Here is a 19,740-nt window from a genome sequence, read left to right on the forward strand (position 1 = left end):
GTGCGCGACCGATTCCGTTAGGTCGCTTCAAAGTGTTACGGGTTAGATGCGCAGGCAATCGAATTCCTTCACGCCGTTGGAAAAACTTTTTAGGCAGCTTTCATTAACTCCTCCGTCGGCGTTTCTTCGGTTTTACCCCAGAGTTCATCTCTAATGCCGAATCGCATTTTCGTTTCCAAATATGCAGAATAGAGTGTCGGAACAATGAACGACGTGAACGGCTCGGCAAGCATTCCCCCGAATACGGGGATCGCCATTGCACGAGCGACGTCAGCACCGCGGCCGGTCGCGATCAATACGGGAATCAAAGCCGCTAGAGTCGTCACGGTGGTCATCATGCAGGGGCGAATACGTTTCAGTCCCGCTTCGTAGACCGTGTCCCGAATGTCCTGAACGCTGTTGATCTTTCGTTTTTGCAGCAATTGATGGATGTAGGTTGCCATCACGACACCGTCGTCGACGGCAAGGCCAAACAATGCGATGAACCCAACCCAGACAGCGGTATTCAGTTCAACGTTCATCCAAGCGACCAACATCATGCCGCCCGCGAAGGCGACCGGGATGCCAGTGAACACTGCCATTGCGATGGGAAGGTTGCGGAATTCGACATAGATCAGCAACAGGTTAATCATGATCACAACCGGAATGATCCACATCAGCCGTAAGTTGGCTTCGATCTGATTGCGGAAACTTCCCACCGCTTCGAGCGAGTAGCCCGCCGGAAGTCCCAAATGATCAGGATGAGAAACTGGAAGCGACTGAGCGAGTCGAAGCTGCTCTTCGATCGCAGAGACAGATTCCAGGTCACCTTTTGATCCGTTCGTCATGAACGAAACGTGAGCGACCAAGCGACCGTTTTCACTGTTGATTGCACCCGGCCCCCAAGTCGTTTCTAACGCCGCGAGTTCCTCAAGCGGAACCACGGCGCCGCTGTGTGTCACAACCGGAAGTCGATTGAGTTGGTCGATCCGCTCACGCAAGTCGCGGTTGTACCGCAGTCGCACAGGGTATCTTTCGCGGCCTTCGACAGTTTTAATCAGATTCATGCCGCCGAGCGCGGTTTCGATCACCTGGTTGACCATTGAGACGCTCAAGCCGTAACGCGATGCGGCCTCCCGGTCGACGGTGAACTCGATATAGGGCTTTCCAAGCACGATGTCAGGGTTCACAGTTCCCGAATTGATGTGCGGCGACTTTTTCAATGTTCCGGCAACATCCATTGCCGCACCGGCCAAGGTCTTTAGATCGTCCCCGTAAACTCGAATTGCCATTGGAGCCTTAATACCCGATTGCAGCATCACCACCCGGCCCTCGATCGGTTGCAGCGCTGAGGCGGGGGTAACACCGGGCAGGGTGGCGACCTTGTTAATTTCATCCCAAATGTCACGGGCCGTTACGCCTTCACGCCACTCGCTCTCTGGCTTCAGCATGACGTACGTTTCAACCATCGCAGCGGGGGCTGGGTCGAGTGCCGATTCCACGCGACCAATCTTGCCCAGCACATCCTTCACTTCAGGGATTTGCCCGATCAACACATCCTGCGTTTGCAGCACTTGCATCGCCTGCGAAAAACTGGCCGCCGGATAGAGTGTTGGCATGTAGAACCAACTCCCTTCATCGAGCGCGATCCAGTCATCACTTTGTAAACCGGTAAAGACATGTTTGGCGTCAACGTAGCCGGGGAAGTCATTTAGCTCCGCACCGAAAACGCGGGCCGTTCGCTCGACCGGTTGCAGTATGGTCGGCATGCCGAAATACGCTCCAAGGCCTAGCACCAGGAGCATGGCCGGGAACGACAATGCGAACGCTTTGTGATTCAGGGCGTGACGCAACCTGGCCGCATAAATCCAACGAACAAAACGGCTCGACGGAATTTCTTCAATCGGGCGAATGCGTTCACGAAACAATTGCCATCCAGCGATCAATCCAATCCCGGCCGCAAGAAGCGTGACGATCCATTGTTCAAGTCCTGCGAATGCACCCAAGTCATCGCCCCACAGAAAATGCGAAGTCACCGCCAGCAAAGTCGCAAATGCGATCGCTGCAGCCAATGCCGTTCGCTTGCGGTAATTTGCACTCCGCAGCATAATGCGACTGAGTGCCGGGACGATCGTCACCGCCGTGATCATGGCTGCCGCGATCGCGAATGTCTTCGTGTAGGCCAATGGTGAAAAGAGGCGGTAGTCACGTCCCGTCAGAAAGAAGACAGGCAAGAAGCTGACGATGGTTGTCGCCACCGCGGTCACCACTGCGGGCGCCACTTCGATCGTGGCTTCATAGACGACTTCCGATCGGGATTTTTCCCTGTCTCCCGCACTCCCGGTCTCTCCATTGTCTTTTTCCCAGTCAGCCAGATGCTGGTAAATGTTTTCCGAAACGATGATGCCCATATCGACCATCGTGCCGATGGCGATGGCGATTCCGGCGAGCGACATGATATTTGCCTCCACGCCAACGACATGCATCGCGATAAAGGACATGAGTACTGCCGCGGGCAGGCAAATCGCGACCACGAAACTGCTGCGGATGTGCAATAAGAACAGTAAGATGATAACAGCGGTGATGATGATCTCGTCACGCAATGCGTGCGTCAGTGTCGCCATCGTTTCGTCGATCAGGCCGCTGCGATCATAGACGCCGTGGATTTCCACGCCCTTCAGCGCGGGCGTGATCGCGGCAATTTTGGCTTTGACACGATCAATCACGACGCGTGGGTTTTCACCGTATCGCATGACCACCACGCCACCGACCGCTTCGGCGCCGTTGTAATCGAGAGCGCCGCGTCTGAAATCCGGACCAAGTTGAACTTGAGCGACGTCGCTGACGCGCACGGGAATGCCCTTGCGCTGCAAGATGACCGTCTCTTCGATGTCGGTAATCGCTTTGGACTTGTCGCCATCGGTTCCAAGGAAGCCCTTGCCACGAACAATAAACTCCATCCCCGTCGATTCGACCGTTTTTGCTCCTACATCAACATTCGATCCCTTAATCGCCGTCGCAAGTTTGTCGAGCGAGACGTTGTAGTAACGAAGTTTGTCGGGATCAACTTCGATTTGATATTGGCGAACGTAACCGCCGATCGAAGCGACTTCGCTGACACCTTCGACGGCTTGCAGTTCATACTTGATGACAAAGTCTTGCAAACTGCGAAGCTCTGCCAAGCTCATGCCTTTTTTGGGCGATTTTAGGGTGTAGTAATAGACCTGCCCAAGCCCCGTCGCGTCGGGGCCTAGCTGAGGAACAACTCCCTCGGGTAACTGAGACGCTGCACTACCAAGCTGTTCGGAGACACGGCTACGTGCCCAGTAGAAGTCGATCGAATCTTTGAACGTGACCTGGACAAAGCTATAGCCGAACATGCTTTTTCCACGGACGGACTCAGCGCCGGGAACGGCCAACAACGACACGCTCAACGGATAAGTGACTTGATCTTCAATGTCTTTCGGTGAACGCCCAGGCCACGGCGTCAGTACGATGACTTGGTTCTCGCCGACATTAGGAATCGCGTCGATCGGCACCGCCTTGAAAGCGAACCAACCGCCCACACTCAAGCCAATCGTGAGAAATACGACCAGCCAAGGTTCTTTGACGCAAAAGCGTATGATTAGGTTGAGCACCATCGACCTCCTTGGTTATTCAAATTGCCAACCGATTTACCCGTTCGAGATTCTGGTTGATCGTTCATTGCATCTCTCCCAATTCATCTCCGAACCCGATCACTTTGAAACTGACGGCTTCGCCCGTCGTGGTGACGTCGCTACGACTGACCGACATGTCGCGAACGGTCTCGCCGCAGGTCAGCATTTCGCTTCCCCAATACGGATTTTGCAGGTCTCCTCCAGGTTGCATCCAATCGCCACCGCCCCCAGGTACCATTGGGCAATAATAGTGCGTTAGCTTTGCTGCCGTCTTGGGGCCGCGTGTGACGGTTGCGGCATGCAAAAGCGCGTGGCTGACACTGCGGTAAGCTTCACGAGCGGTTTCGAGTGAACCGTCCATCCTTGACGCACCCCGCCGTGCACTTGCAAAACGTGACTGGGCGTCGTCTGGGACGTCTGGAAACATTTCGAGTTTGTTAAGAGCATCCAACAGTGTATTGAGCGCCACCGGTGGGGGCGTCCTGTCGGCCGCCATCGCGCACTGAATCTCGAAATAAGCATCGTAGGCACGATCGAACTGTACGCCCGACTCACCAGCCAACATGACCGGATCACGACTGGGGAGTTCGAGTGGGCCTGGTGAATAGCTGGGTGCTTTACTGGGGTCCATCAACGATGGATTGCCAGCAAGCTGCATTTGCGAGTCGATTAGAAAATTGCCGTTTGTTGCGACGGTTTCGCCTGCCGCCATCCCTTCGACGATAATTGCCTGTTCGTCGTTCATCGCTCCAACCGTGACGCGGCGAATCTCGAATCGTCCTGGTTCGGTCTCGACGTAGATGACACCCTGTTCACCGGTAAGCAACACTGAGTCTCGCGGCACTGTAACGACACGCTGCGACGGCACTGGCTCAGGCGAGTAGCCGAGCTGAGCCGTTGGTATCAAGTCCATGCCGCAAAGAGGACAGTCGCCAGGTTCGCCTCGGATCACTTGTGGGTGCATCGGGCTGATGAACTTGCCAGCAAGCGCCGGATCGTAAACCATGTCCGCAGGAATCGCGGGAACGCTGATGCGAGCCGTTGCGTAATCACCCGGACGCAGCTTTCCATCGTAATTCATCACTTCAACACGGACACGAACCGTACGAGTCGTCGGGTTGACGGTCGGATCAATGAACGCGACGCGGCCGGTAAAGACTTCGCCAGGCATCGACTGAATCTCAGCTTCAACTTGTTGGCCGAACCGAACCGATGCTGCATCGTCGGGAAACAAATCCAGCATCATCCAAACGGATGTCAGATCAGCGATGCGGTATATCTTTTGCCCGGTCTTAACGTAGTCGCCTTCGACCGCGGCCTTTTCCAAAACAGTTCCAGTCTGCGGGGATTTGATTCGGATACGTGATTCCGGCCTCCCACTTTTGCGGAGATCTTCGATCTGACCGGTAGTCATTCCTAGTTCACTCAAATTTTCGCGAGCCATTGCCTGCATGTTCGGGCTGTTGACACTAAAACGTCCAACCGACTTGCTTTCCAGGCTGGTGATGTATTCGGTTTGTGCGGAGTAGAGTTTCGGGCTGTAGATCAATGCCAGGTCATCGCCCTCGCGGACTTCGACGCCAACGTAGTCGGCGTACAATTCCTCCAAACGTCCGTCGATGTACGCGGAGATGGTCGAAAGTCGGCTTTCATCGAAATCGATCGAACCGATCGTGCGAATCGTTCGATTCACTTCACCCATCTTGCTGGTCGCAGTTTGAATCCCAACTAAACGGCGAGCAGACGATTCGATCGTGACCGAGATTCCGTCACCGCCGCCGCCCCCGGTTGCTTCGACCAACTCCATCGCACAGACGGGGCAGCGCCCCGGCTCTGTCGAAGGCGGCGTGCACATCATGGGGCAGATGTAACGTTTGTCTTCACCACCACCGGCGTCGGCAGCAGCCTCGCCATCAGCACCGCCAGAAAACCCATTGGCAGTCACCCATTCTGCGCGCTGGGCAACTCCAATCATCAATAGGATGAGTGCCGCGACGGCGACGACTGCGATAGCATTGACGCCGACACGGAGTAACCATCCCAATCCGTCCAGCCTGGAAGCCGCGGCGGGCGCGGGCTCGGCTTCCGATGTCGAACTCGGTTCGGTCGCAACAGGCGCATCCGAGGATTCCGAAGCACTCTCGACCGACTGGGTCTTGATTGCCGATGCTTGCGTTTCCACAGGCTGATCTGGGGGCAATTCGCCCTCCGCTGCTGGGATGTTGTCTTTATCGGTCATCTTGAAAACCTCCTTGTTCTCCGCAGTAGGCGAGTCGCTGCGTCGTGATTGGTTAGCGGGATTCATAATCGTAAATTCGAAGGAGCTATGAGCGCAAAAAAGTCATCAGGCAAGTCTTCCCGGAGCGTGTCTTCCGGTGCCGCCATCGAGTGGAACCCACCATCGAACGACAGCAGCTACCAACTGAACGGGCAATCCAACGGCGTACACGTTCTTCGCGAAACGTCAGACGCTGATTTCGGCTTCAGAACACGCTATGAAACGCGCGTGAAACTACAGTCGCAGGCGCAGCTTACAGCCGCCAGATGCAGAACTGGACTTGAGAGAAGTGTGGCGAAAGCAAGATCTCGCCAACATCGCGACGGCCTGGTCGCGGGAACATTGCCCCCCCGAAAAGGTCGGCCAAATTTGAATGCCGAATCGCCACGGACTGACGCGGTGAAACCGTTGGCCTAGGCGGTGCCGAATCACCAAGCGGCGGGCCTTCTACACCACAACGGCAAGTGGATGAAACTTCGTTGCTGGATTGCGTATCGCCCTCTTTGGCTTCGCAGCCCTCGAATGCCGCAGGTTCGACCGTGCTGATGGCAATGACTTTGAGTTCCAAAGTGGCATGGGAAAACATCGTCTGGTCGGAGCTGCCCCATGCATCATTGGACTCCGCTTCGACCGTGCAACAGCCATTTTCGCCGTCGGCGTTTTCGCCACCACCACAGCAACTGCATTTGTCGTCTCGTGAAGCGACTTCGCAGCATCCGCAGCCTTCGCACATGTACTCGGAAGCATAATTTACACCGCAATCTTCCGCGGAAACCAACGCCATCGTCGGCTGAATCATCATTGCGATGGTCAGTGAAAGATTAACGACGGTACGAATTAGACGCGAGCGAAACACTTTATCCTTCCGAAACAGATACCTAGACCCGGTATATTCTGTATATCGTAAATTTGGCCGAAAAGTTCAATAGGAATTGGCTGACTAGGCGGAAATCGAGCGCAAATTTCTAGCATATCAGGGATGGAACGCCATGGATTGGCAATCTAAGACACTCATAGCCAAGCAAGCGAAACGGCTAATCTTTGCTGCGGTAATCACTGCGTCAGCCTCTGGGTGTGCCTCGCAATCAGGCATTCGACTTTCCTCAAAAGCTGGCCAAGCGACGAATTCCGGGACGGAAGTGACCGATTTTCATTCAAGGAAGAACCGCAGTCGAACGCAATTAATGCATCAAGACAAGGTGGATGCCGTTCGGCCGGCTGGTTACACCGATGATGTGGTATCTGAGTCGCCACGGACGTTCACGCAGTCACCCGAAGACACCGCCGAGCATAGTTTCGGCGACCTGATGCAACTCGATTCGCCTCGCCATGGCGACAATGAAGCCACGCCGCCGGAGATTTCAAAAGCCAAACTTGAGGAATTCGAAGGCAATCGAGAGGGCGTGTCCGTCACTTCTCCCGCCGGCCAGCCGGTAGAATATTTTGTTCGACAAGCCCTGGCGGCTCACCCGAGCATTCGAGCCGCTCGACAACGTGTCGCCGCCGAACTCGACCGCATTCCACAAGTCACTGCACTCCCAGACCCACAATTCAACAACACGTTTTGGCCGTTTCACGACTACGCAACACAAACCGCCGCCGGTCGTATCGCTAACCAAATGTCGTTACAGCAGGGCGTGCCCTTCCCTGACAAACTGCGTGCCAAAGGTGCGATTGTAAGCCGCGAAGCTCAAATGGCGCAAGCGGAAGTCGAGCGCATCGAGCGTCAGATCACCGAGTCGGTGCGATTGGCATATTACGAAATTTGGTATGCTTCTCGAGCCATTCAAATAATCGAGGAAACACGAGACTTGGTAGACGACCTTACGAAGGTCGCCGAAGCTCGTTATCGGGCCGGAGGCACGCAGCAAGACGTGTTGCGTGCTCAGTTAGAAACGGACCGGCTGGACGATCAATTGGTGCAGCTCCAGAGACAAAAAGAAGTCTCCCAGGCGGACCTTGCATCCTTGCTGCAACAGCCAACGTCACTGTTGGCCGAAGCAACGTACGAACTTGGCATTGCTGACGCACCAATGCAGCTTGACGCTTTGATCGCACAGGCCGAGCAATGCAATCCAAGCTTACGCGGACTCGCTGCCGAGATTGCACGAGATCGTGAAAAGCAGCGACTCGCCTGTCTCCAGCGTTTCCCTGACTTCATGGTCGGTCTCAACTGGGGCATCGTGAGCGATGGCCATGATGTCATCAGTCCGGTCGCCAATGGGAATGACAATCTCAGCATTACGTTTGGCACAACACTTCCGATCTGGAGAGAAAAAATCAACGCAGGCGTTCGCGAAGCCGGTCGCCGCACTGGCAGTACGATGCAACGGCTTGAAGCAGAGCGTGATGAAATCTATGGACGACTGCGACGCTTGCTTGTGCAAGCTGATTCATTTGTCGAGCAAACAAACATTTACGAAGAACGTCTCATTCCTCGCACCGAAGACACGTTGAAGCTTGCGATTGCCGACTACCGAGGCGAACGGACCGACTTCTTTGCCTTGATCGAAACCTATCGTGAGCTGTTGATGTTCGAGATTCAGCTCGCTCGAATCAATGCCTCGCTTGCGGGCACAATCGCACAGATTGATCGGACCGTTGGATGTCCTTATTGAGAGGGGGAGTGGGGAAGCGAACAAACTCCAATGCGTTGGGTCATTTCATTGGCCCGCTCGTCAGCCGCCAGGATCATCATCTCCACCCCAGTCGCTCAAGCTCGTCCCGCAATTCTCGCCGTGCCCGGTTCAACCTTGAGCCTACGGTACCTTCAGGGATGTCCATGATCTCGGCGATCTCTGCATAGGAGAGTTCCTGTACTTTCTTCAGCGTCAATACCGCACGCAGTTCTGGCTCAAGCTTGGCAAGTCCAGTCTCCAGCATCTCGGCATCTTCTAAGCGAAGCCCACTTTGACTCATTTGGGATTCCGGTTCATGGCGAATCGTGTCGACGTTATCTCTCTTGCGACGTCGCAAAAATTGCAACGCCTCATTCGTCGCCACACGGTAAATCCACGTTTCCAAACTTGATCCGCCACTGAAGCGATCAAGTTTGCGAAAGATCCGCATGAACGCCAACTGCATCGCATCATCGGCGTCCTGGCGACCCACCATGCGAACCATCAGCGCAAAAACGCGACCGCTGCAACGCTCGTACAGCCGACCCATCGCATCATGGTCCCCGTCGATGCATTCGCGGATCAATGCGGCGGTTGCAGCGGCATCAACCGCCGGCCTCCCCGACTGTTGCTCGTTCGTAATGCGTGGATTACTCAATAAATTGCGTCTCCGGCGTACACAGCAGCAAAATGAGGAAATCCGGGCTTTTTCGTGAAGGACGCAACATCGCCCAGCATCGAATTCAGCGAGTGAGAATGAGACCTCACCAAAACATCCCCTGGTTTTCCAACAAAGGAACCCCGCAAATGAGTACAAAACCGTTCGGAATCGCTGCGCTGACCCTGGCCGCTATGTTCACCTTTGGATCGCTGGCTGCCCAGCCCGCGTCGGCACAAGGCAGCAAGACTCGCTCGACCGTCGAGCGACGGCAAAGTCCCGGAAAGGGTTTCTGGGCCAATCAGCGAACGTCGCGCAATATCCAACATGCCCGCGATTACTCGCGAAGCATCGGAAGCTACACAACCCAGGCGCCGGTGATCAACCCTGCGATCACGCACGCTGAATCGCAAATGCTGGGCATGCAACTCCAGGGGATCCAACGCGACATGGGCATCGTTCGCGAGGTGTACGTCGATAACCCGCAAGTCGTCGAGCAGGTCAAAGTCATCGACAACAAGCTCGCGGCAGCCTCGGAAACTCAAAAGATGCTGCACATGGAATGCTGCAAGGAAACCCCCGACGGCAAGATTTGCGGCGACATGGCCACGAAGTTGACGACCGCGCTGGACGAGATCAGGAAAGATCACGCCAAGTTGATGAAGATGACCGGCGACGACAAGCACGAAGGACACGCAGCACCCGATGCTAGCGAGTGATTTCGCAGCAGGCATGGCGTTCACGCACTTTCGTTGCATCCGTGCTCGCTTGATTTGATCGAGATTCAAAGGAATTGGCCGCCAAGTTTGTAATAAAACCAGTTCACGCGACCGAGAACATCGCTTGGACTGGGTTTTCATTCGTGCAGTAGCGCGGTTGCTTTGCGTAACTTACCGACCCGGTCGCCTCCCTAACGTCCCAATCCTCACGAAGGTCACAGTTTAAATATACCCGCACTGGGTATCAAGGGCAGGTGCCTGCCGTCGCGCTTCCCCTCCCAATACAGCCAACTAGGCTCCGAGGTCCAAGAAATGTTCACCCAACGTACACTGTCACTTGTCTCATTCGCTTGCGTGGCACTGATCGCGCTGTTGACAAGCGTCTCTTCCGTCGCACAAACGACTGGCGACACGCAAGCAAATCACTCCGATACGCCACCAGCCAAAGCAGAAGGCGGTGATCTCGCGTCGGAATTGCAAGCCCTGCGATTGAAAGTGGGGCAACTGGAAGCGGCTCTCAAGGCACAGCACCAAGCCCGTTACGCAACCGACGGTTCCATGCCGAGCATGTCGAGTAACAAAGCGATGGGTGGAATGAAGAACATGGGCAGTATGAAAAGCATGTCCCAGGACGCCAATGATTCGAGCGAGTCCGGCGGCATGTCGATGGGCTCTGGCGGCATGGGAATGGGGACGATGGGCGGCATGAAAAACATGTCTCAGGATTCCGGCAGCCAATCGTCCGGCATGGGAAAGGGCATGATGAGCAAAGGCATGGGCGGCATGGGGACGATGTCGATGATGAAAGGCAAGAAAGGAATGATGGGCATGGGAATGATGGGAATGAACCCCGCCATGAAATCGGATTCGATGGCCGGGATGGAGATGCCGTCCGCCTTACCTGGATTTCCAGGGGCATCGCATCTTTATCACATCGGCCAGACTGGATTCTTCCTCGATCATCCCGAACACATCACGCTGACCGACCAGCAGCAAAAGAAGCTGAACACGATCAAGGAATCCTCGTTGCTGGCGACTTCCACCTCGGAGCGCAAAATCGCTGAAGCCGAACAGGAACTGTGGGTACTGACCGCCGCTGACCAGCCAGATATCAGCAAGATCGAAGCCAAGGTAAAGGAAATCGCCAGCCTGACCGTTAACAACCGCATCGAGTTCATCCGTGCCGTCGGAAACGCTGCCGATATTCTGACCGAGGATCAACGCCAAACACTTGTCGGGATTGCGACGGACAACAACTAGCGGCAACTGGCAATCTGCAATGCAAACTTTACGAGGCTTTCACTCGAGATACTCCATGGCTATCGAACCGTCCGGTGACATCTTTGAGCAATCCCTCCTTCGACTCAATCACGCGGCGGAGTTCGCAAACATCGAGAGCGAGTCTCTTGAACGGTTGCGACACCCCAAGTCGATCCTGCAAGTTTCCATTCCCATCCGGATGGACGACGGATCACTACGAGTGTTTGAAGGTTACCGCGTTCGACACGATGATACGCGCGGCCCAACCAAGGGTGGCATTCGGTTCCATCCGGATATTCATCTGGGCGAAGTTAAAGCACTCGCGTTCTGGATGTCGTGCAAATGTGCGGTCGCAGGCATCCCGTTCGGCGGCGGAAAGGGTGATTGCACCGGTGATCGTCGAGGTTGCCAACGGGCCGACATCGACGGATGCCGATGTGATTCTGAATGCCAAGCAGACACTGGTGGTGCCGGACATCCTGGCAAACGCGGGTGGCGTGACGGTCAGCTATTTTGAATGGACACAGAACCGAGCCGGTTACTGCTGGACCGTTGATGAGGTTCACGAGCGTCTGCATCAGATCATGACGCGTGAGTTCAACACCATCTATGAGCTGATGACAACGAATCAAATCGACATGCGAACTTCGGCGTACACGCACGCGTTCAATCGCATTGGCAATGCGATTGAAGCGCAAGGCACGGAGCGTTTCTTTTCGTCTGAGCATGCGGTGCAAGGCCGTTAACGGCCTGCGAACTCACTTGCGATACAGCCGGGGACGCCGGCAAGCAGCCAAGTTTTCAAGTGATCATATTGACCGCTCCCTGGATCATGAACGTATGAAGACACTAAGCGTTTGATCCAGATTGGTCAAACGAGACGGCCAATCAATCGGCATGACCAGCAGGCTCGCCCTATGTTTCGGCGAATCCGTGATCTCAGCGTGAAGGAACCATGTGAAACACGCATCCAAATGGATGAAAGCGTGGCACTTGCATTGCAGACCGCCACGCTTGTTTACGCACTGGCCCGAACGGGCCTTCACGTTCCTTTCAAAAGGCGATTTCAAATGAAGAACGCATCAAAACTGAAGATAATGGCTGGCTTAGTTGTAGTAGCCGCAGCGATTTCATGGTCCTCACCCGCAATGGCTAGTGGCGGTCATGGGGGTGGAGGTCATGCAAGTGGCAGTCATGTGGGAAGTGGACATGGCTACGGAGGCCACGGCAGTTTCAGCCATGGCGGATACGGACACGGGGGTTACGGCCATGGATACAGGGGCTACGGGCACGGAGCCAGCTACTACGGAACCGGGCTTGGCTATGGAGTGGGTTACAGTGGCATTGGCTACGGCGGCTTTGGCTATGGCAGCTACTATCCCAGCTACACCCCAACCTATTCCAGCTACCGACCGGCGCTCGTTACCCCTCGCCGAGTACTGCATCGTCGCGTACGGTCGGGGTGCGGTTACTGATCCGTGGCCTGTAGGGAGGTTATCCAAGTCTGGTTGCCCCATCGCACTCCGCGATGGGGCTGCTTCGTCCAAGATGTTGCTGGACTCTGCATCGGATTTGCCACTTGAATCGCGGCATCCGATCTGCTTGCCAGTCTTCGTCGATGGCGACAATAAATCGGTTCCGCACGCCAGTCTCACTAACGCGGTTTCGATGACACTGGATGTGGTTGAAAAGCGTCCAGGTGTATTGGCGAGCTTGGTTCAATCGGCATCAGCTCGCCGCGCACGATGGCGACCTCGCGTGGTGCGTCGATTGCCAATGACACTCGACCGCCAGATGTCCGGTGTATCGTGATCGTTGTGTTCGTTCCGGGCAAGCAAATCGACTCGCCCATTTTGCGTGACAGAATTAGCATGAAATCGGTCCTTCGATAATTGGCTTGTTTGTGTTGTTTGGGCGACGCCGTTTTTAGGCAACGCTTCGGTATTTTGATTCATTTTGAAAAGGCGACTCGGTACCAAGCACCTGACGAATCCGAGCCGAAAGACGAAACAGGTCACCGCCGTACTCAATTAACTCTTCGATGCCCAAGAAGTCGGCCATGGCATAGTCGTGGACGGCAACCTCAGCACCGTACAAAACAACCCGGGTATCGCAATCGAGCATCGCCAACTTCGGAGCCAATTGCCGTGCCTTTTGGCACGGAAGGGCAAGCTGCGCCACGACGAGCTTGGGGCGATACTTTTCGCACGCCTTCAGTGCATCCGTAGCCGACAAGGCTCTGACGACGCGATAGCCAGCTTCGATCAGATCACCGGCCAATCGAGCGTAAACCTCGTCGCGTGGTTCGACGATGAATGCGATGGGACGGGGCGTTGATCGGCGACTTTGATGCGGTTTGGGCAGATTCTCCTGTTTGCGAGATGGCCGTGTTGGTGTCGAGCGAATGGGCGATTCTTGTTTCGAGGTCTTTCGATCAGCGGTTGTTGATCTCGCAAGCTTCTCGCCATTCATTTGTTCCGTCACGACAAAGGTGCCGTGGCAGTGCCCGCACGCAACTTCTTCGCCAACGAGTTTCGGGCGAACCTTCGCGGGGCGTCCGCATACCGGGCAGCCAATTAGGAGTGGCTCGGTGGCACCGCGTTGATAGCTTGCTGTTGCGATGGGCGCATATCGTTCTTGCATGATCATCTTGAAATCACTTTCCGTTTGAGAATGTCGTTTGGTTTGTTGCAGTGGAGCGAACGTCGGAAATGACGTGCACTACAAACGAAAACGACACAGGGCAACGCAAAGCGGCGCACCCGCCAGCACCGCGGGAGAAGCCTGCGGGACCGCGCGGGAAAGTGAACTGCCTGTCCAGTGCGAAGCAAAGACTCGCTCGCTCGCGAAAATCGGCGATGGAACTTCGGATTGTGGCTCAAGCCCCTGATCAGGCGATGATTGCTGACATCTACAAGGGCATGACTGGCAAGGTGCCGAGGAATCAGTTCCGCAGCAGCATTCCGGTGCAGACTCTGCTGAAGTAACGGACGAACCGACTTTCGACGGGCAATGCTCGCATTTGCAAGTGGAAGGCTGCGGTGCCCCGGCCGAGAACACGACGACGGCGATGAGGGCAGCAAGTTTCATTAGGCCAAAAAGCATTGGGTTCATGGGATCGTCCGTGATCGCGACTCATTCAACGCCCTGTTCTGGGCCAGTGTTGCGAGATTTGATGCACAAGAGGATGGAATCCTTCGCGGCAAATCAAAAATTTTCTAAACAAATTCGGAAGTGATTTGCAGCCGTTCAGGTTTGTTCGTGAAGAAACGGAAGGACTGCCGCATCCAAAGCGGTATTGACATCACACGAAATGAGAGAGTTCGCTCGATGCAAAGCCGTATTGCCGTTTTTCTTTTGCCGGTCGCCACAATGATGGTGGTTGGGTTGGCCGCGTCCGGAATCGCGTACGCCCAGATTTCGCCAGAAGAACACGCCAGCCACCATCCCGAAGAAGCTGCAAAAACGTTTGGCGAGTCAGGAATGGGTGGCATGGGCGGCAAGGAAATGGGTGGCCCGCCCGAAGGAACTGGGCCGGGAATGCTGGGCGGAAAAGGCGGTGGCATGGGAGGAATGATGGGAGGTGGCGAAGGCGGCGTCGGGATGATGGGTGGCGGCGGAATGGGTGGCATGATGGAAAAAATGGGTGCGCCCAAACCGAAAGACCTGTATCCATCGTTGATGGAATTGCCCGATTTGCCGATGGAGCGACGTGGCGAGTTGGAGCACGAGGCGCACCAGCGAATGATCGCGGGGACCCGGGTCTTGAGCGAAGGCTTTGACGAGCTTTCCATTTCAGCGGGCAGCGATGATTTCGTAGCCATGCAGGCTGCAACCGCCAAGATTCGCGAAGGACTCGGTGATTTTGAAAGTGGTTTAGCAGCCCATCGCGCACTTCGCGAAGGCAAAGCACCACGCAGTGTCGCCCTTCAGTGGTTCAAAAACGAAATGAACCTGAGTGACGGTACTCCAGTGGCAGCGTCGAACGCTTGGCTATGGGGCATGACACCGTTTCACACGATCGTGATGGTGATCCTGGTACTGTTCGCGGTAACCATGATCTGGATGTACTTCTTCAAAATGCGCCGCGCCGCTTCGCTGCTGGAACGACTAGCGTCGAGTGAAGGAGGTGGGAGTACGGGAGTAGGGGCGTCAGCGAGTGGAGGAGCAAAGCTGGGAGTTGGGAGGGGGGGAGGTGGGAGCAATACAACAACGACTCCCAACTCCCCTTCTTCAACCGACTGTTGCGACACCGATGATGGATGCGTTACCGAACAAGACGTCAAGGGCGTCAGTCACAACGGGTTGCTCGCCGTTGGCAAGAAGAAACTCTGTAAGTTGCGGGTTGCCAAGATCATTCAAGAAACAGAAGACGTGAAGACGTTTCGCTTTGTCGCCTGCCATGGGGGCGGCATTCCGTTCAGCTACCTGCCGGGTCAATTTCTGACGTTGACATTGCCGGTTGCCGAGACACCGATCAAACGCAGCTACACAATTTCATCTTCGCCGACCCAGGGCTACTTCTGCGAGGTCACTGTCAAACGTGAAGATAAAGGCGCGGGGTCTCGTTACCTGCATGACCAAGTGAAAGTCGGCGACACGTTGGAAGTCAAAGCCCCGAGTGGCAAGTTCGTCTTCTCGGGGAAGGAATCCGACGACATCGTATTGATCTCCGGTGGCGTCGGAATCACACCGATGATGAGCATCGCGAGAGCGCTCACGGACATGGCGTGGCCCGGCGAGATTCATTTTATCGCCGCGTGCCGCGATCCTGCACACTTCATCTTTGAATCGGAACTCAAACGACTTCAAGAGCAATTTGACAACCTGCACGTCCACGTCGCGATGAGTCGGATCAAGGAAGATCTTAACGGCTATACGAGCGGTCGCCTAAATAAAGAATTGCTGGCCGAGTGGGTGCCGAAAATCGCGTCAAAACGCATTCACATCTGTGGTGCTCCGGCCATGATGGAAGCCACCAAAGCGATGCTCGCGGAACTGGAAGTGCCAGCCGAGAGCATTCACACCGAAAACTTTGGTTCCACACAGAAGCCGAAGGCGAAGGTTGCAGAGAAACAAGAGGCTCGCCAAGAGAAAGCGACGGGAGCGAAGGTCACGTTCGCGACATCCAACAAGTCCACTTCGTTGCCTCCGGACGAAACGATTCTCGAAGCGTCCGAACGGATTGGAGTCGATATTGATTACTCATGCCGAGTCGGCACCTGTGGCGAATGCCGGGTGAAGCTGCTTTCGGGCAACGTGTCAATGGAGGTCGACGACGGTCTGGATCCGGACGAGAAAGAAGCGGGAATGATCCTGGCTTGTCAGTCGAAGTCGACAGAGGATGTGAGCGTGGAGGCGTAAGCAATGAAAGAACGCGAAACGATAGTCGTCACCGGCCTCGTCTTCCTCATGCTGCTCGCATGGCTTGGCTTTCCGCTACATCATTCTCATCGCTTCGCAGGCAGTTTTTGGGGAGGCGTTCTTGGCGTCACCGGGGCGCTGCTGATGCTGGTGCCCCTGGCTTACCTGGTCGTCAAACGCAACAAGCAGTTGAAGCAGGCCGTCACCAAACACGTTTCGATGCGAACGCTGCTCGCGTGGCATATCTATGCGGGCGTGTTGGGGCCGATTCTGGTCATCCTGCACAGTGGCCACAAATACAACAGTGCGCTGGGGATCACGCTGACGGCGATGACATTGCTGGTTGTTGTCAGTGGTTTCATTGGGCGATATCTGATGTCGGGATTCGCTACGGAGATCAAAGCCAAAAAGGCGATGCTCTCGGAATTGCAAACCGCCTACGACCAAGCGGTCGTGGAGGTTGGTTCTCATCCGGCGTCCGCAGAGAACTTGCGACCATTCTCAGGATTCTTCAGCCGTCTGACTGCTGGATTTTTCTTGTCGGAAGCGAGCGATACGGCGATCACGCAAGGCCAAAGCACGTTGGGCCGAAAAACGATCACACTCGTTCGCCTTGCCGAATCCATCGCGGATGTCGAATACGCGATCGCCACTCACCAAGATTTCAAACTCTGGTTCGGCAAGTGGCTGAAGTTTCACATCGTGATTTCGTTCGTTCTCTATGCCCTGATGTTTGTGCATGTGTACTACGCCGTCTACTTCGGTTTGCGGTGGTTTGAATAAGACTCGATCTCTATGAAACTGCACTTTAGGCGAAAAGTTATCGCAGACCGATTGATATTGCCACGAAAAAGGCCCTCAGAGAAAATGGAGGTTACCACACCAATCCACATCTCAAAGGGCCAAGGATGGCTAAGCGTAAACGCTCCGGCAGACCACCGCAAGCTCAACATTCTCGCAAATCCACGCCTTCCCAGCACGACAAGCGGCGAAGGCTTGACACACCGAATCCGAGTCGCAGACGAACCAAAACGGCAAGCATTCCGCTCAGCGGGACGATCGCAACTTTGGTCGCTTCGATGAGTGACTTGCTTGACAAACGAATCGGCTTTCGGTTGCCGATCGTTATCGCCGGGGCGATGCTCGCCGGTGGTCGCCGCACTGCCGCCAGTTGGTTTCGCTGCGGCGGCGTTAACGATGATTGGGACCGGTTCTACGAGATGCTTCAATCGATCGGGAGAAACACTGTCTCGTTGATGCTGCCGTTGGTTATGTTCATCTTCAAGAAGTTCGATCCCGGCGAGAACGGTCACTGGACGTTTGCCATCGATGATTCGCCCACCAAGCGATTTGGGCCGTACGTTGAAGCGGCTAACATTCACCACAATCCGACACCCGGCCCTGGCGACGGAGATTGGCTTTATGGTCATAACTGGGTTTGCTTGGCAATGGTCCTGAGCCATCCGCTGTTCGGAGTCATGGCGTTGCCGTTGCTCTCGCGACTGTACGTTCGGCAGGTTGACATCAACAAGCTGAAACAACGATATGACTGGGACTTTCGTACCAAACACCAACTCGCCATGGAGTTGCTTCGGCAAGTCTTTGGCACGCTTCGTGCGCTCGGCAGCAAAGCGAGATTCATTGTTGTGTTCGATGGCGCGTATGCGGCCAGGGACCTTGTGCGCCCGTTGATCGCTGAAGGTGCCACAGTAGTCACACGGCTTCGTCGCGATGCGAAGCTGTTCGATCTGCCGGCGAACAAACCGGGGCAGCGCGGTAGGCCTCGCAAGTATGGCAAGAATCGAATCAGCTTGGCCAAGCGAGCTGGACGCCGAGATGGCTGGAAAGCGATTACCTACTGTTGTCGAGGCGTACAGACGGAGGGACGTTACAAAACGTTCGTCGCGACCAGCAAGGTCGTGGGCGGTCAGGTTCGAGTCGTTTTGTTGGAGCATGCCAGTGGGAATTGGGCAGCGTACATCAGCACCGATCCGACGATGAGCGTGGAGGCAATCTTGCAAACGGTCTCTGACCGTTGGTCGATCGAAGAGCACTTTCACGACGTGAAGGAGATTTGGGGTGCCGGCGAGCAGCAGGTCCGAAACGTTTGGTCTAGCATTGCCTGCTGGAACTTGTGCGGGTGGATGTACAGCCTGGTTGAATTGGAGTGTTGGGACCTGTCGGCCGAACAGCTGGTTGATCGCAGTGACCGACCGTGGGACAATCCATCGCGTCGTCCCTCACACACAGATCGCCGTCGCCGAATCACCCGTGAAATGCTGCGTTCTGAATTTTTGAACGATCTGCATCTGGCTCCTGACGAAACAAAAATTCGCGACCGATTCGAACGCTTGCTCGCGTTTGCGGCGTGACGATCGACGACGCTACAGTCAATCACCTAAAGTGCAGTATGAAACGCAACCTACTTATATTTGTCACGCTCGCTGCGATCCTGTCGACCGCCTACGCCATCGGCGTTTTGCCCAAGTCCGCAACGGACGCTGTGTCGCACACGCTACACCGCTCGGTCAATCCCGGCACGCTGTCCGCCGCCCATGCGGACCTTGGGGACAATTGTCAAGCCTGCCATACGCCGGTGATGGGTGTTGACACCGCAAAGTGCATCCTGTGCCACGCCAACAACGAGTCGATTCTGCAACGACAGCCGACGGCCTTCCACGCCAGCGTCGGCTCCTGCAAACAATGCCACCTCGAACACCAAGGTCTTGATGCCAACCTGTCGGAGATGGACCACTCAATACTGACGTCGATCGGAATGAAGGCCATGCAAAACGCGGAAGCCGGGAGCGAGGAAGTGTCCGCTTATAACTTGCTCGTCGGAAAACTCAAGTTGGCTTCGCCACCACATGAGCGAATTAGCTTAGAAGAATCGGTGCTCGACTGCGCTTCGTGCCATTCCAACGATGACCAACATCAAAGCTTATTCGGCAGCGACTGCGCACAATGTCACGCAACCGATCGCTGGACGATTCCGGAGTACAAACATCCGTCAACCAGTTCGACCGACTGCAACCAGTGCCACCAAGCACCACCTAGCCACTACATGATGCACTTCAAGATGATCTCGGCAAAGGTCGCTGGTAAACCGCACGCCCGAGTCGAACAATGTCACCAATGCCACCAAACCACGAGTTGGAACGACATTCAACGCGCCGGTTGGTACAAGCACCATTAGCGATATCGT

At 55.3% G+C, this 19,740-nt stretch carries 15 protein-coding genes and 1 pseudogene; 10 read left to right on the forward strand and 6 right to left on the reverse strand.

Features of this window, described 5'->3' with window-relative positions; genetic code table 11:
* Positions 1-89: 89 nt before the first annotated feature.
* The 3 genes from TBK1r_RS20340 to TBK1r_RS20350 all read right to left on the reverse strand — a co-directional run bounded on the left by TBK1r_RS20340 (position 90) and on the right by TBK1r_RS20350 (position 6,718).
* A complete protein-coding gene (locus TBK1r_RS20340; RefSeq protein ID WP_145222876.1) occupies positions 90-3,617 on the reverse strand; it encodes an efflux RND transporter permease subunit in 3,528 nt (1,175 codons plus the stop codon).
* 64 nt (positions 3,618-3,681) lie between these two features.
* Positions 3,682-5,613, reverse strand: coding sequence for an efflux RND transporter periplasmic adaptor subunit (locus TBK1r_RS20345; protein WP_259631872.1), 1,932 nt, complete (start codon positions 5,611-5,613; stop codon positions 3,682-3,684).
* A 556-nt stretch (positions 5,614-6,169) separates the two neighbouring features.
* On the reverse strand, positions 6,170-6,718 hold the full coding sequence (locus TBK1r_RS20350) for a membrane or secreted protein (protein ID WP_145214662.1): 549 nt from the start codon (positions 6,716-6,718) through the stop codon (positions 6,170-6,172).
* Positions 6,719-7,100: 382 nt separating this feature from the next.
* Here TBK1r_RS20350 and TBK1r_RS20355 point away from each other — a divergent pair, with 382 nt between their 5' ends.
* Positions 7,101-8,534, forward strand: a complete 1,434-nt coding sequence (locus TBK1r_RS20355) for a TolC family protein (protein WP_419580200.1) — start codon at positions 7,101-7,103, stop codon at positions 8,532-8,534.
* 76 nt (positions 8,535-8,610) lie between these two features.
* On the opposite strand, the gene TBK1r_RS20360 is transcribed toward TBK1r_RS20355, so the two are convergent.
* A complete protein-coding gene (locus TBK1r_RS20360) occupies positions 8,611-9,039 on the reverse strand; it encodes an RNA polymerase sigma factor (RefSeq protein ID WP_419581579.1) in 429 nt (142 codons plus the stop codon).
* Positions 9,040-9,341: 302 nt separating this feature from the next.
* Here TBK1r_RS20360 and TBK1r_RS20365 point away from each other — a divergent pair, with 302 nt between their 5' ends.
* The 4 genes and pseudogenes from TBK1r_RS20365 to TBK1r_RS39475 all read left to right on the forward strand — a co-directional run bounded on the left by TBK1r_RS20365 (position 9,342) and on the right by TBK1r_RS39475 (position 11,917).
* On the forward strand, positions 9,342-9,911 hold the full coding sequence (locus TBK1r_RS20365) for a hypothetical protein (RefSeq protein WP_145214668.1): 570 nt from the start codon (positions 9,342-9,344) through the stop codon (positions 9,909-9,911).
* 594 nt (positions 9,912-10,505) lie between these two features.
* Positions 10,506-11,171 carry a Spy/CpxP family protein refolding chaperone gene (locus TBK1r_RS20370; protein ID WP_419580201.1) on the forward strand — a complete coding sequence of 222 codons (666 nt, stop codon included), beginning with the start codon at positions 10,506-10,508 and terminating at the stop codon, positions 11,169-11,171.
* Positions 11,172-11,370: 199 nt separating this feature from the next.
* Positions 11,371-11,532: pseudogene (locus TBK1r_RS39470) on the forward strand (Glu/Leu/Phe/Val dehydrogenase dimerization domain-containing protein); the annotation flags it as partial.
* 31 nt (positions 11,533-11,563) lie between these two features.
* The gene (locus TBK1r_RS39475; RefSeq protein WP_473772441.1) at positions 11,564-11,917 is read left to right on the forward strand and encodes a Glu/Leu/Phe/Val dehydrogenase; all 354 of its coding nucleotides are present in this window, start codon (positions 11,564-11,566) and stop codon (positions 11,915-11,917) included.
* A gap of 908 nt (positions 11,918-12,825) precedes the next feature.
* Here TBK1r_RS39475 and TBK1r_RS20385 read toward each other — a convergent pair.
* Positions 12,826-13,044, reverse strand: coding sequence for a carbon storage regulator (locus TBK1r_RS20385; RefSeq protein ID WP_145214677.1), 219 nt, complete (start codon positions 13,042-13,044; stop codon positions 12,826-12,828).
* Positions 13,045-13,097: 53 nt separating this feature from the next.
* Positions 13,098-13,655 carry a PleD family two-component system response regulator gene (locus TBK1r_RS20390; RefSeq protein ID WP_145214680.1) on the reverse strand — a complete coding sequence of 186 codons (558 nt, stop codon included), beginning with the start codon at positions 13,653-13,655 and terminating at the stop codon, positions 13,098-13,100.
* Between the two features lie 374 nt (positions 13,656-14,029).
* Here TBK1r_RS20390 and TBK1r_RS38810 point away from each other — a divergent pair, with 374 nt between their 5' ends.
* The 5 genes from TBK1r_RS38810 to TBK1r_RS20410 all read left to right on the forward strand — a co-directional run bounded on the left by TBK1r_RS38810 (position 14,030) and on the right by TBK1r_RS20410 (position 19,731).
* Positions 14,030-14,158 (forward strand): hypothetical protein, encoded by a 129-nt coding sequence (locus TBK1r_RS38810; protein ID WP_259631815.1) that lies wholly within the window; start codon positions 14,030-14,032, stop codon positions 14,156-14,158.
* Positions 14,159-14,501: 343 nt separating this feature from the next.
* Positions 14,502-16,535 (forward strand): 2Fe-2S iron-sulfur cluster-binding protein, encoded by a 2,034-nt coding sequence (locus TBK1r_RS20395; protein WP_419580202.1) that lies wholly within the window; start codon positions 14,502-14,504, stop codon positions 16,533-16,535.
* A gap of 3 nt (positions 16,536-16,538) precedes the next feature.
* Positions 16,539-17,318 (forward strand): hypothetical protein, encoded by a 780-nt coding sequence (locus tag TBK1r_RS20400; RefSeq protein WP_145214683.1) that lies wholly within the window; start codon positions 16,539-16,541, stop codon positions 17,316-17,318.
* Positions 17,319-17,443: 125 nt separating this feature from the next.
* A complete protein-coding gene (locus tag TBK1r_RS20405) occupies positions 17,444-18,907 on the forward strand; it encodes an IS701 family transposase (protein WP_145213181.1) in 1,464 nt (487 codons plus the stop codon).
* Between the two features lie 38 nt (positions 18,908-18,945).
* Positions 18,946-19,731: a cytochrome c3 family protein gene (locus TBK1r_RS20410; RefSeq protein WP_145214686.1), complete on the forward strand. Its 786-nt coding sequence runs from the start codon at positions 18,946-18,948 to the stop codon at positions 19,729-19,731.
* Positions 19,732-19,740 lie beyond the last annotated feature (9 nt).

The sequence above is a fragment of the Stieleria magnilauensis genome (assembly GCA_007753675.1).
In the GTDB taxonomy this organism is placed as follows: domain Bacteria; phylum Planctomycetota; class Planctomycetia; order Pirellulales; family Pirellulaceae; genus Stieleria; species Stieleria magnilauensis.